The sequence below is a fragment of the Lutibacter oceani genome (assembly GCF_003384935.1).
Lineage (GTDB): Bacteria > Bacteroidota > Bacteroidia > Flavobacteriales > Flavobacteriaceae > Lutibacter > Lutibacter oceani.
Map to the genome: position 1 here is coordinate 352,463 of NZ_QTTQ01000012.1, position 13,305 is coordinate 365,767.

12 protein-coding genes and 1 tRNA gene are annotated in these 13,305 nt (G+C 29.2%); 3 read left to right on the forward strand and 10 right to left on the reverse strand.

Annotation, left to right across the window (positions count from 1 at the left end):
* Positions 1-95 precede the first annotated feature (95 nt).
* Positions 96-1,268 carry a heparan-alpha-glucosaminide N-acetyltransferase domain-containing protein gene (locus BX611_RS14485; RefSeq protein WP_115882629.1) on the forward strand — a complete coding sequence of 391 codons (1,173 nt, stop codon included), beginning with the start codon at positions 96-98 and terminating at the stop codon, positions 1,266-1,268.
* Between the two features lie 17 nt (positions 1,269-1,285).
* Positions 1,286-2,389, forward strand: a complete 1,104-nt coding sequence (locus tag BX611_RS14490; RefSeq protein WP_115882631.1) for a family 20 glycosylhydrolase — start codon at positions 1,286-1,288, stop codon at positions 2,387-2,389.
* A gap of 313 nt (positions 2,390-2,702) precedes the next feature.
* Here BX611_RS14490 and BX611_RS14495 read toward each other — a convergent pair whose 3' ends face one another.
* From BX611_RS14495 to nhaD, 7 genes are all read right to left on the reverse strand, one after another.
* Positions 2,703-3,650, reverse strand: a complete 948-nt coding sequence (locus BX611_RS14495; protein ID WP_115882633.1) for a pre-peptidase C-terminal domain-containing protein — start codon at positions 3,648-3,650, stop codon at positions 2,703-2,705.
* A gap of 219 nt (positions 3,651-3,869) precedes the next feature.
* Positions 3,870-3,947: transfer RNA gene (locus BX611_RS14500), tRNA-Val, on the reverse strand.
* Positions 3,948-4,115: 168 nt separating this feature from the next.
* The gene (locus BX611_RS14505; protein WP_115882635.1) at positions 4,116-5,333 is read right to left on the reverse strand and encodes a bifunctional folylpolyglutamate synthase/dihydrofolate synthase; all 1,218 of its coding nucleotides are present in this window, start codon (positions 5,331-5,333) and stop codon (positions 4,116-4,118) included.
* Between the two features lie 6 nt (positions 5,334-5,339).
* The gene (locus BX611_RS14510) at positions 5,340-6,167 is read right to left on the reverse strand and encodes an energy transducer TonB (RefSeq protein ID WP_240324983.1); all 828 of its coding nucleotides are present in this window, start codon (positions 6,165-6,167) and stop codon (positions 5,340-5,342) included.
* 63 nt (positions 6,168-6,230) lie between these two features.
* A complete protein-coding gene (locus tag BX611_RS14515; RefSeq protein ID WP_115882639.1) occupies positions 6,231-6,623 on the reverse strand; it encodes an ExbD/TolR family protein in 393 nt (130 codons plus the stop codon).
* 1 nt (position 6,624) lies between these two features.
* Positions 6,625-7,317 carry a MotA/TolQ/ExbB proton channel family protein gene (locus tag BX611_RS14520; protein ID WP_115882641.1) on the reverse strand — a complete coding sequence of 231 codons (693 nt, stop codon included), beginning with the start codon at positions 7,315-7,317 and terminating at the stop codon, positions 6,625-6,627.
* A 102-nt stretch (positions 7,318-7,419) separates the two neighbouring features.
* Positions 7,420-8,784, reverse strand: coding sequence for a sodium:proton antiporter NhaD (gene nhaD, locus BX611_RS14525; RefSeq protein ID WP_115882643.1), 1,365 nt, complete (start codon positions 8,782-8,784; stop codon positions 7,420-7,422).
* 900 nt (positions 8,785-9,684) lie between these two features.
* Between nhaD and BX611_RS14530 the strand changes: the two genes are divergently transcribed.
* Positions 9,685-10,827, forward strand: coding sequence for an acyl-CoA dehydrogenase (locus tag BX611_RS14530; RefSeq protein WP_115882645.1), 1,143 nt, complete (start codon positions 9,685-9,687; stop codon positions 10,825-10,827).
* A gap of 112 nt (positions 10,828-10,939) precedes the next feature.
* Here BX611_RS14530 and BX611_RS14535 read toward each other — a convergent pair whose 3' ends face one another.
* The 3 genes from BX611_RS14535 to BX611_RS14545 form a co-directional block, all read right to left on the reverse strand.
* A complete protein-coding gene (locus BX611_RS14535; protein WP_115882647.1) occupies positions 10,940-11,389 on the reverse strand; it encodes a LexA family protein in 450 nt (149 codons plus the stop codon).
* On the reverse strand, positions 11,380-12,633 hold the full coding sequence (locus BX611_RS14540) for a Y-family DNA polymerase (protein WP_115882649.1): 1,254 nt from the start codon (positions 12,631-12,633) through the stop codon (positions 11,380-11,382). The genes BX611_RS14535 and BX611_RS14540 overlap by 10 nt, the downstream gene beginning before the upstream one ends.
* A 99-nt stretch (positions 12,634-12,732) precedes the next feature.
* Positions 12,733-13,161, reverse strand: coding sequence for a DUF6526 family protein (locus BX611_RS14545; RefSeq protein WP_115882685.1), 429 nt, complete (start codon positions 13,159-13,161; stop codon positions 12,733-12,735).
* Positions 13,162-13,305 lie beyond the last annotated feature (144 nt).

A 13,305-nucleotide genomic window follows, 5' to 3' on the forward strand; every position in this document is an offset into this window, starting at 1 on the left:
TTAGTATTTCGTATTTTTAGTTTTGCTTTTCATATAAAATTTAAACATTATTTTATATAAGAAGTATAAATTAATACTAATATATATAGCCTTTTATGAGACTTGCATCAATTGATATTCTAAGAGCCATCACAATGGTTTTAATGATTTGGGTTAATGATTTTTGGACCTTAACTGATATTCCAAAATGGCTTAAACACGCTAATGCAAATGAAGATTATTTGGGTTTTTCAGATATTATTTTCCCATTATTTTTATTTATTGTTGGTTTAAGCATACCATTTGCAATTAAAAATCGACTAGATAAAGGGGATTCTAAATTTTCTATAGCTAAACATATTCTTATAAGATCTATATCATTATTATTAATAGGTTTTTTTATGGTGAATTATGAAAATGCTCATAATGAAAGTATTATTATTGGAATATATTTTTGGGAATTACTAATGGCATTGGCTGTTCTGCTAATTTGGACAGATTGGAAAAGAAGTCCTCTTAATAAAAAATGGCATTCTTATTTACAAATTTTAGGGTTTGGAATCTTAATTTTTTTAGCTTCAATTTATAAAGGTGGTGAAGATGGAGGAATTTGGATGACTCCACAATGGTGGGGAATTTTAGGTCTTATTGGTTGGGCTTATTTAATTAATGCTTTGGTTTATTTATATTCAAAAAACACTATGGCAACCATGTCTTTAGTATGGTTGTTATTTATCTTATTAGCTATTTTAAATCATTCAAACGTATCTATAAATTTTGGTGTACTATCAAATTACTTTTCACCAATTTTAACTGGAACAATACCAGCATTTACTTCCGCTGGAATTGTAGCTACTTTGCTATTTAAAAAAATGTACAAACTAAATGTTAAATGGAGTTATTTAAGCCTTATAATACTAGGAATTCTTAATTTAACTTTTGGTTTAGTAACCAGATCAATTTGGGGAATTTCTAAAATACAAGGAACTCCATCTTGGTTAGGAATTTGTACTGGAATAGGCTTTTTACTTTTTGCTTTTCTATACTACATTGCTGATGCAAAAAAAATAACAAATTGGGCTAAAATAATTGCTCCAGCAGGTACAGCAACTTTAACTTGTTATATGATTCCCTATTTTATTTATCCATTAAGAGGTGTTTTCGGAGTACATTTACCTGAATATGTAACACACAATAATATTGGACTTATAATGTCTTTTGGCTTTGCTCTTTTAGTTGTGATTTTTACAGGTTGGCTAGAAAAAAAAGGATTCAAATTAAAACTTTAATTATTAAATATTAAAAAATGAAGAAATCATTAATTTTATTATTCACTTTATTATTTAGTACTTTTTTAACCAAAGCACAATCCAATTTACCAGTTGTTGGGTTTTGTATTGCTGCACCTTCAGTTGAAAATGTTGAAGAATTTGTTGAGTTTATTAATAATGAATTAGCCCCTTCTGGAATTAATACTTTAATTTTAAGAGTTGATTTTAATTACGATTATAAATTAAGACCCGAACTTAGTGATGAAAATCCACTATCTTATAATGATGTAAAATCTTTAGTTAAAGTTTGTAAAAAAAATAATATCAATTTAATTCCACAAGTAAACCTATTAGGGCATCAAAGCTGGGAAAACACTTTAGGTAAATTACTAACAGTTTATCCTGAATTTGATGAAACACCTCATATAAAACTTCCTGAAAATTATAAATGGCCAAATTCTGATGGACTTTATTGTAAAAGTTATTGTCCGATGCACCCAAAAGTTCATGAAGTTGTATTTGATTTGGTAGATGAAATTGTTGAAGTTTTTGAAGCAAAAGATTTTCATGCAGGAATGGATGAAGTTTTTTATTTAGGTAATAAAAATTGCCCAAGATGCAGCGATAAAGATCCAGCTGAATTATTTGCGGGTGAAGTTAAATTGCTAAGTAACCACCTGAAGAAGAATAATATAAAACTTTGGATTTGGGGAGATCGACTTATTGAAGGTGAAATTTCTGGAATTGGAATGTGGGAAGGAAGTTTAAATAATACTGCTAAAGCTATTGAACTAATTCCTAAAAATGTCGTAATTTGTGATTGGCATTATGAAAAAGCAATACCAACACCTGCGTATTTTTCTTTAAAAGGTTTTAACGTTATTTCCTGTTCTTGGAGAAAACCATCTGTAGCTAATGAGCAAGTAAAAATGATACAAAATTTTAGAAATAATTCGCCTAGTGAAATGAGTGATAATTTATTAGGAGTTATGCATACTTCTTGGACTTCTGCAAAAAATTTTATGGATAGTTATAAGGTTGAAAAAACTTTAATTCAAGAAGATTCCCGTGAAGTAGAATGCTTTAAAGAAATGGTAAAAAGTGTAAAAAAACTTAGTTCAAAATCAGATAAATTTTAATTAAGATATCATAAATAAAACTCACTACTTTTAAACTTACTATTAACTTTATGGGTAATGAGGAATTACAATAAATTTAAAATAAAAAACCCTCTCAATTTGAGGTTGGAGAGGGAAAATTGCTATGAAAAAGATTGTAGGCCAAAACCTACGCTACAAATTTACCCCAATTCAATTAAGCTATATGTAACTATTGTTACGTTTAATAAGATTAACTTTTTTGATAGGCAATGATGGATTCTAAGGAACTTAAAAAAACCACCTCCTAGTTGGAAGTGGTTTATTTATAAAATTGTTTTTTAAAATATATAAATTATCTCGGAATATCATAATAAGGAATCTGAGAACTCCAACCACAACTTGAAATAGCAGAACGCTCACTTCTTGTAATTAACCTGTCTTTTCTCCAATAATAAGTAATTTTAGACAATCCTCTAGTAAAATCCTGGTGCAGTTCATCCCAGTTTTCTCCATCATATTGTAAATTAATTTCTGCTATTAAATTATCTATTTGATCCATCATAGTTGTACCTGATTCTACAAAAATATTTTCTATATCTGGATAACAACCATCAATATTAATATATTCACTCATATTTGAATTCGGATATGGATCGTCTTCATTCAATATACCATCATTATCATAATCACATATAATACCTGTAGTTTGAATCTCATAACTGTAAACTCCTGGTCCACAATCCCAAGCTTTTAATACAGCAATTGTATAAGTACCTGTTTGAGGTAAAGTTGTATTTAGTAAAGGGTCAGCCCAACAACCTCCAAATGTATCAGCAACCTCATCATCTGCAAATGCAAGAAAAGTCATATCAGGTCCTCCATCCTCAGGAAAAGATCTTCCGTCTGTGTTATTTGTAGTGCCAAAATATAATGCAAAAGCTGGGTCCATATTTTGACTTGTTCTTGGAATATAAATACTTATTTCATCACCTTCATTTCCATAAAACATATAATAGTCCCATAATTCTGGAGAAGAATATGTATTCCCACTACTTTCAAATGTTGCTTCAATTGTTCCTCCACATAATTCACCCATATAAGTAATCTCTGTTGCAATTTTTGAGGCAGTTTCTCCTTTAGCTCCTAACTCATTATTAAATTGTATTTTTTCCGCAGAACTAAAATCAACTTTTTGTACTTTTAATTCTGAATTTTCTTGAACTGTTAGTGTTTCCTTTTCACAACTCGTGACAAAAGCTACTAATAGTAATAAACTGATTGCAATCTTAATTTTTTTCATAAAAGTATAGTTTTTTAAAATAGTTAGTAATCTTATCTTTTCTAAAGTTAATAAATCCTTGTACAATAGATACCATCAAATTCTATTTATAAACAAACTACATAATTTAATAAATATATAGTGTCAAATTTCATTTTTTTAGTGAAAAATAAATTAGAAATTAATTTAATAAATCCCTATAAACAAAAAAATCCTACTATTTCTAGTAGGATTTTACTTTGGTGGGCAATGAGGGATTCGAACCCCCGACCCCCTCGGTGTAAACGAGGTGCTCTGAACCAACTGAGCTAATTGCCCTAAGCGGATGCAAATATATAACGAGTTTTTAATTAAACAAAGGTTTTTTATAAAAAAATTAAACTATTTTTTAAATATTTTTTTAACTAAATATTAATCAATACAATATGAACTTTAAAAACTAAAAATATTATTTTTTTTAGTTTCATTCTAACAAATTCTACTTAATTATACCACTTCTGCAACTACAAAGGTACTTCCTCCTATAAATATTAAATCATTGCTTAAAGCTTCTTTTAAAGCTGTTTTATAGGCCTCTTGAACTGAGCTATAAGTTACTCCTGTTAAACCAAAGGACAAACATTTTTGCTGTAATTCCAAAGCGTCTAAGCCTCTTGGTATATTCGGCTTACAAAAATAATATACTGCATTTTTTGGAAACATAGGAAGTATTTCCTTTAATTCTTTATCATTTACAACTCCAAATACAAAATGTAACTTATTAAACTCCTCATTCTGTAATTGATTTAGAACATAGGTTAGTCCCTCTTTGTTATGGCCTGTATCACAAATTACTTTTGGCTGTTGATTTAATTGTTGCCATCTACCTAAAAGTCCTGTATTTTTAACAACATGATGTAAACCATTTATAACGTGCTCTTTTGAAATATTAAATCCTTTCGATTTTAAAACTTTTACAGTTTCTACTACTGTTTTAATATTATTAACCTGATAACTTCCTTTTAAATCTGATAAATAATTCTCCTTAATATTTTTAGAAGCTAACAGCAATGGTGATTTTTTTTCCTTTGCAATTTTTTCAAAAACTGGAAATGTTTCTTCTTGATATTCTCCAATAACAACTGGAATATTTTCTTTTATAATCCCTCCTTTTTCGAAAGCAATTTCCGGGAGTGTTTCTCCTAAAAATTGAGTGTGATCTAGACCAATATTTGTAATAACAGAAACTTCTGGAGTAATAATATTAGTAGAATCTAATCTTCCTCCCAAACCAACTTCAATAACCGCAATATCAACTTGTTGTTTTGCAAAACAATCAAATGCTAAACCAACGGTCATTTCAAAAAAAGAAAGTTTATTTTCAGATAAAAAAAGGTTATTCTTTTTAATGAAATTAATTACTTCAATCTTCTTAATTACCTTTCCATTAATTTTAATTCGTTCTCTAAAATCTTTTAAATGTGGTGATGTATACAATCCTACTTTATAACCTGCTTCTTGCAATACAGAAGCAATCATATGACTTGTAGAACCTTTTCCATTTGTACCTGCAACGTGAATGGTTTTAAATTTTTTTTCGGGAAAATTTAGATGTTTTGAAAGTGCTAAACTATTGGTTAAATCTTTTTTTAATGCAGTTGCTCCTTGCCTTTGATACATTGGCAATTGAGAAAACATCCAATTTAGGGTGCTGTTATAATTCATTAAAATTTATTGAGATAATGAAAATCTATATTTAATAGTTCCTACTTGTTTAGAAGGAGCATTAGAATCCGACTGCCATTTTGTTTTTAACGCAGCAATTTTAGCTTGTGTTAACAAACAAGATGCTGTATTTGTAGAGCCTTTAACACCTGGAGTTGCTTTAATAACTTTACCATTTATATCTACCTCAATGCTAACTACAACCAAACCTTCTTCATTGCAAATATAATCTGGCTTTGGCCTACTTAATGGTTTTCTATTTCCTAAGTTATAATCGCCATTTCCACCACCGCCACCATTTCCATAATAACCACTTGCATTTGGATCTCCATTAATATTTCCTTTATCTCCACTAACATTATCGTTTCCTTCACCTCCAGTTACAGCTCCATCAGAATTACTTACACCTCCAATTAAAGCATCCAATTTTTTTCTTTTAGCTTCTTCCTCAGCTTTTTGTTTTGCAATTGCTGCTTGTTTTTCTTTTTCAATTCTTTCTTTTTCTAATTGTGCTTTTTTAGCAATCTCATCTGCTTTTCGTTTAGCTTCCTGCTCTTTTTTAATTGCTATTGCTTCTTCAGTGTCTTGTGTAGCAACATCTTCAGATATTGCAGATGCTTCTTTAGCTGTTTCAGGTTCACTTTTTTCAACAACTTCTTGTTGCTGCTCTTCTTCAACAACTTGTTCTTGTGAAGCAGCCCTTAAAGGTTCAGTAGGTTGTACATTACCTTTGCCAACATTTGATGTTCCAAAATTAACTGCAATTCCATATTCTTCTGGTGGATCTAAATATTTCATTCCAACAAAAAATAATCCAATTAATAACAAGCTCATAATAGTGGTTGTTAATGCGGCGGATTTTCTTTTATGTTTTGTATTTAAAAAACTGAACATTTTTTATTTTGGTCTAACTGCTAATATTACTTTAAATCTGTTTCGGTTTGCAATATCCATAATTTTTACTGCTTTTTCAATTGGCACACCTTCTTCTGCTCTTAATACTATAGTTGGATTGTCTTTACCTGCTAATAACGATAACAAATCTTGTTCCAATCTAGATTCATTTACTTTTTTATTATCAATATAATAAGTCAAATTTTTAGTAATACTTACAGCTATTGATTTCCTGTTTTCAGTTTTTCCACTTGCTTTTGGCAATAAAATATCTAATGCACTTGTAGTAACCAAGGTTGAAGTTATCATAAAAAATATGAGGAGCAAAAAAACAATGTCAGTCATAGACGACATGTTAAAATTAGGATTTATTTTATTTCTACCTCTAATATCCATATTAAATAGGCTCGTTTAATAAATCAAGAAATTCTACTGAATGTGCTTCCATTTCATACACAACCTTATTGGTACGTACAACTAAATGATTGTATTGTATGTATGAAATAATACCAACAATTAATCCGGCAACAGTTGTTGTCATTGCGGTATACAATCCATCAGAAAGCATTTTAATATCAATTTGCCCACCTGCATTTGCAATTTCATGTATGGCTACAATCATTCCAATAACAGTTCCTAAAAAACCAATCATTGGCGCTGCACCAGCAATAGTTGCCAAAACACTTACGTTTTTTTCTAATTTATAAATTTCTAACCTTCCTGCATTTTCAATTGCTGTATTAATATCTGCTAATGGTTTTCCAATTCTTGAAATTCCTTTTTCAATTAAATGAGAGGCAGGGGAATTGGCTTGAGCACATAAAACCTTTGCAGCATCTAATTTTCCATGAGATACATGATCTCTAATTTGATTCATAAAATTGCTGTCTGTTTTTGAAGCCGACTTAATTGCAAAAAATCGTTCAAAATAAATATATAGTGCAACAGTCAATAGTATAATTAATATTGCAATAATAACTTGACCTCCTACACCTCCATCCATAATCAATTTATAAATTGAAAGTGTTTTTTCTTCAGAAACAGTTTCATTTAACAGTTCTTCTGAATCTTGTAGCATTGTTAATAACATAGATTAATTTTTATTTATTTTTCTTAAACGAAATTAATAAGTGAAAATTGTTTATTCTTACTTCAATAAAAAACCCAAGAATAAACTTGGGTTAATTTTGTTTTAAAAGTTTCTTAAAAACATAAATGCCAAGGCCCCTGCAACAAAACCAATTGCTGCTAACCAAGCTATATTTTTAAAGTACCAAAAGAAGTTTATTTTTTCCATTCCCATTGCAACAACTCCTGCTGCCGATCCTATAATAAGCATACTTCCTCCTGTACCTGCTGAATAAGCTACAAAATGCCATAAATGGCTATCAATTGGTTCTTGAAACATTCCCATACTTGCAGCAACTAATGGAACATTATCTACTACCGCTGACCCAACTCCTAATAACATTATTACAACATCTGTATTTGGAATTATTGTTTTTAAATGTTCTGCACCAATAAATAACATACCCAAAGACTCTAAAGCAGCAACAGCCATTAAAATACCAAAGAAAAATAAAACACTTGGCATTTCAATTTTAGATAATGATTTGTGTACAGGACTATGAAAACCTTGGGAATCATCACCCTCAATATCAACTACGTGAGAGATGTTAAATTGAGATCTACTATAAATTTCTGCAAAAATTCCAACTACTGCTAAAGATAGCATCATACCAACATATGGTGGTAAATGTGTAACTGTTTTAAAAATAGGCACAAAAATAATTGCTGATAAACCTAAATATAACATTATTGCTCCATGCTTATTTTGAGGTGTTTCAACTTCACTATCATTAAAGTCTAAATTTCCCTTAAAGGGTTTCATATATGATGCTATAAAAACTGGAATAATAACACATAATAATGAAGGTATTATTAAATATTCCATTAATTTAAGTGTTGTAACTTTTTTACCTATCCAAAGCATTGTTGTTGTTACATCTCCAATTGGTGACCAAGCTCCACCTGCATTTGCAGCAATAATTATTAAACCAGCAAACCAAAGGCGGGTATTTTTATCATTTATTATTTTTTGTAGAATTGTTATTAAAACAATTGTTGCAGTTAAATTATCAATAATTGCAGAAAGAATAAATGCTAAGGCAGCAAATATCCAAAGTAATTTCTTTTTATTTTTAGTTTTAATATAATTTTTGAATGTAGCAAATCCATCAAAATAATCTATTATTTCTACAATTGTCATTGCTCCAAGTAAGAAAAATAAGATTTCAGCAGTTTTTCCTAAATGATGTAATAAAGTTTCTTCTAATAAATGATGTTTATCATCACTTGTAAAATTTGCAAACCCATCAATTAATTTATGCTCAGCAGAATTAAACCAATTCATAAAATTATCAATACCAAACGCTACCAATGCCCATAGAATAGCCATCATCCCTAATGCCGGTATAAGCTTATCTAGTTTTAAGTTATGCTCTAGGGTTATAGCTAAATATCCTAATATAAAAATTACTATTATTAACGTTTCCATGTATTATTTTTTAAATTGATTAATTATTGAAAGCCTTATTACTTTATTCTTAAAAAATCTTTAAAAATAAAAGTGTACGGAAACAAATATAATAAAACTTACTCTTTATTCTTAAAGATTTTACCAGAACAATAGTCTTTTATTGCTCCGGTAACACTACTTAAACAATTTACCTGATTTTCAACACGTAACACTCAAAAAATTGTAAAAAATAAGACTTACTTATAATTTATTATGTCATTATCCGGAATTATAATATTGTTTTTTGTAGCTTTTTGTAGTTCATTTATTAAATGAACCACCTCCCTTAATTAATAATTCAGACTTTTATTTGCCATCTAAAATATTTGAAATTTACGAAACAATTATGAGTTATAAAAGTTCTTAATACATCTTCGACTTTTTAAATTGTATAAATCAATTATTGGAAAAATAGTTTTTTTACAAATTGATTGACCATCTACTATTTGCAAAGTATAACCTTCATTAGGATTATGAAAAATAGCATGTCCATGTTATGAAACAAAACCGATATGTTTAATTTTATATTTCCCAATAAACCTATTTACAAGCTTTCCTAAATATTTTCCGTATTTAAATACCTAAAATTTCAAACTCATTTTTTGAAGCTGTAAAACAATTCCGTAAGCTTTCTTCCCTTTTTTTGAATAAGGAATTGTTTCTGAAGCTAGTATTTTTTATTGCTTTTTGGTATTTGAGTATAAATTATATCAACTCCATCCAATAAAATTCCATACATTAACCCAATAACATTCCCATTTTCTACTACATTCATACTTTTTACACTTTAGTCTTCTATTTACAGATTTAATAAAAATTAACTAAAAAAAGACTTATATTTACATATTATTAAACCTATATCAATAACTTTTATCAATTATGGATTTTAATTTAACTGAAGAGCAAATAATGATACGTGATGCGGCACGTGATTTTGCTCAAAATGAGCTTTTACCAGGTGTAATTGAACGTGATGAAAAACAAGAATTTCCAACCGAACAAATAAAAAAAATGGGAGAACTTGGTTTTTTGGGAATGATGGTAGACCCAAATTATGGAGGCAGTGGTTTAGATACAGTTTCCTATGTATTGGCAATGGAAGAAATTTCAAAAATTGATGCATCTGCATCTGTAGTTATGTCTGTTAATAATTCTTTAGTTTGCTGGGGATTAGAAACCTATGGCACTGAAGAACAAAAACAAAAATATTTAGTTCCATTGGCTACCGGTGAAATTATTGGTGCATTTTGTTTAAGTGAACCCGAAGCTGGATCCGATGCTACTTCACAAAAAACAACTGCAATTGATAAAGGTGATTATTATTTGGTAAACGGTACAAAAAACTGGATTACTAATGGAAATAATGCTAGTATTTACGTTGTAATTGCTCAAACACATACTGAAAAAGGACATAAAGGCATTAATGCTTTAATTATTGAAAAAGGGATGGAAGGTTTTGTTGTTGGTCCTAAGGAAAATAAGTTAGGTATTAGAGGATCCGATACTCATTCTTTAATGTTTACAGATGTAAAAGTCCCAAAAGAAAATAGAATTGGAGAAGATGGATTTGGGTTTAAATTCGCAATGAAAACTTTGGCAGGTGGAAGAATTGGAATTGCTTCACAGGCTTTGGGAATTGCTTCTGGCGCTTATGAATTAGCGTTAAAATATTCTAAAGAACGTAAAGCTTTTGGTAAAGAAATAAGCAAACATCAAGCTATTGCTTTTAAACTAGCCGATATGGCAACACAAATTGAAGCTGCTCGTCACTTATGTATAAAAGCAGCTTGGGATAAAGATCAAAAGAAAGATTATGATTTAAGTGGTGCAATGGCTAAATTATATGCTGCGGAAATGGCTATGCAGGTTACTATTGAAGCAGTTCAAATTCATGGTGGCTATGGTTTTGTAAAAGAATACCATGTTGAACGCTTAATGCGTGATGCAAAAATTACTCAAATTTATGAAGGCACTTCTGAAATTCAAAAAATTGTAATCTCTAGAAGCATTTTGAGTGATTAATTGTTTTAGATTTTAAGAAGTAATCTGAAATATTAAAATAATTACTACGCACCAGCTATTAAAAAATACTGGTGCGTTTGAATTTTTACTAAAAAAACACTACTTCTACAAATCATACTTTTTTAATTACATACGTAACAATTCCCCAAATAATTAATTCGCTCTCTTCCATAACCTTAATAGGTTTGTAATTGTTATTTTCAGGCATTAAAAAAACGCACTCTTTTTCAATTTTTAAGCGTTTTATTGTAAATTCCCCATCAATCATACATACCGCAATTTTACCATCTCTAGTTTCAATACTTCTATCAATTACTAGTAAATCTCCATCTTCAATATTAGCTCCAATCATAGAATTTCCACGGACACGTGCATAAAAAGTAGCATCTTCATTCTTAACCAATTCTTTATCTAAACTAATACGCAATTCTTTAAAATCTTCTGCAGGAGAAGGAAATCCGGCTGCAATATCTTCATGTATAATTGGACGCTCTATAATTTCAGATCTATCAGAAATATAGAATGTAATATTTTTAGTGTCTTGTACTTTTTTTAATCGCATTTTATTTCAATTATTTCATCAATAGCTGTAGTATATTTTGGCGATAAATGCTCTTGTTTCATCTTCCATGTTTTAACCAAATCTTGATTTGCAATTTTAATTTTAGGAGACTGATATTTTAAATTTATTTGATCCATCACTTTCATTATTGCTTTATGCCTTGGTTCCTCATCTTCAAACAAAGAAAATTGATGTGCTACCTCTGGTCTTATTCCCATAACAATTACACCTGCTTTTTTATAATTGTAACCTTTTTTATACAATTGTTGTATGCCATTTATAGCAAAATTACAAATAGTAATACTCGAATTAGAAGCAAAAGGCAAATGCACTACCATACCTACATTTCTTTTAACTTCTGAATAACTACTTGTTTTTAAAAAAACATATAAATATTGACATTCCGACTGTTGCTTTCTTAATTTTTCAGCACAGGCATTAGCAAAAGTGGCTATACGTTCTTTAATAGGTTCATAATCTCGCAATGCTTTTTCAAAAGTTCGTGTGGTTGCAATATGTTTTTTATCCTGTACTTTCTCGAAACCAATTGTACTTTCACCACCTAAATCTTGTTTTAAACGTAAACCAACAACCGAAAATTGCTTTCTTACATACTCATCGGGTAATAATATAAAATCGTATGCTGTATAGATTTTTTTCGCTTTTAACTTTTTTGAAATACGCCTTCCTATCCCCCAAACATTTTCAACTTTTGTCCATTTTAATGCTTTCACACGTTGTTCCTCAGAAGAAATTACATATACCCCCTTAGTTTCTTCTGTATATTTTTTAGCAATTTTATTAGCAACTTTAGACAATGATTTTGTAGGAGCAACACCTATACTTACTGGTAAACCAACCCATTTTTCTATAGTTTCTTTAATATTTAATGCATATGCAGTTAAATCATTCTCCTGAATTCCCTTTAATCTAAAAAACGCTTCATCTATAGAATATATCTCGATATCAGAAGAAAATCGCGAAAGTATATTCATAACTCGAGTGCTTAAATCTCCATACAAAGAATAATTAGATGAAAATACATCAATGTTATGTTCTTTAAATATTCTTTCATATTTAAACGCCTCAGCTCCCATAGGTATTAAGTCCTTAACTTCAGAGCTACGTGCAATTACACAACCATCATTATTAGATAAAACTACAATGGGCTTACCAATTAAATGAGGCTTAAAAACACGTTCGCACGAAGCATAAAAACTATTACAATCTAATATAGCATACATGCCAATAAAAATAATAAGAATTTTTATTGAAAACAGTTTAAAATAAAAAATCCTTATTTTAAATAAGGATTAATATAAACAAAGTTATTTTCAATAACACTAAACTCTGTAAGTATCAGCCTTCCAATTTTTAATAGCCTTCTTAATTTCCTTTTCCGATAAATTATTCTTTACAGCTTTATCAACTAAAGCTACAAATTCCTCATCTGATGCAAAACGTAACCCTATAATTTGACGTGTAGTTAGTTCATTAGATAATGCGCTTCCTGTAAGAATAAAATACCTTAACTTTTCTTCTGCTCTAATAGCTCTATCCTGTGCTTTAAGCGCAAATGTTCTTGAATAAAACATTAGTAATAAAAAAATGAATGAAACCAATACTAACAAAGATGCTGAATATAAATTTTCTTCAGTTGAATCAATTAAATTCATAATTGAACCAATTAATAATGAAATAATAGCTAAAAATAAAATACCATGATAACCAAAAACCATTTTACTATGGTTGGCGTAAGTTTGTTCTTTCATAAATTTAATTTTAAAATTAATTACTATAAATATAACATATAAAAATGAGTAATTCATTTTAGATAAGAGCAAAAAAAAACCTTCAACAATTAAGTTGAAGGTTTTTCAAAAGAAAGGCGGTGACATACTCTCCCACCTAGTGGC

Bases quoted from the DNA above. Each gene is read 5' to 3' on its own strand.
- BX611_RS14505 (WP_115882635.1), bottom strand. From the start codon at position 5,333: ATGAATTATAACAGCACCCTAAATTGGATGTTTTCTCAATTGCCAATG.
- BX611_RS14485 (WP_115882629.1), top strand. From the start codon at position 96: ATGAGACTTGCATCAATTGATATTCTAAGAGCCATCACAATGGTTTTA.
- BX611_RS14495 (WP_115882633.1), bottom strand. From the start codon at position 3,650: ATGAAAAAAATTAAGATTGCAATCAGTTTATTACTATTAGTAGCTTTT.
- BX611_RS14545 (WP_115882685.1), bottom strand. From the start codon at position 13,161: ATGAAAGAACAAACTTACGCCAACCATAGTAAAATGGTTTTTGGTTAT.
- BX611_RS14510 (WP_240324983.1), bottom strand. From the start codon at position 6,167: ATGAGCTTGTTATTAATTGGATTATTTTTTGTTGGAATGAAATATTTA.
- BX611_RS14490 (WP_115882631.1), top strand. From the start codon at position 1,286: ATGAAGAAATCATTAATTTTATTATTCACTTTATTATTTAGTACTTTT.
- BX611_RS14535 (WP_115882647.1), bottom strand. From the start codon at position 11,389: ATGCGATTAAAAAAAGTACAAGACACTAAAAATATTACATTCTATATT.
- nhaD (WP_115882643.1), bottom strand. From the start codon at position 8,784: ATGGAAACGTTAATAATAGTAATTTTTATATTAGGATATTTAGCTATA.
- BX611_RS14540 (WP_115882649.1), bottom strand. From the start codon at position 12,633: ATGTATGCTATATTAGATTGTAATAGTTTTTATGCTTCGTGCGAACGT.
- BX611_RS14515 (WP_115882639.1), bottom strand. From the start codon at position 6,623: ATGGATATTAGAGGTAGAAATAAAATAAATCCTAATTTTAACATGTCG.
- BX611_RS14530 (WP_115882645.1), top strand. From the start codon at position 9,685: ATGGATTTTAATTTAACTGAAGAGCAAATAATGATACGTGATGCGGCA.
- BX611_RS14520 (WP_115882641.1), bottom strand. From the start codon at position 7,317: ATGTTATTAACAATGCTACAAGATTCAGAAGAACTGTTAAATGAAACT.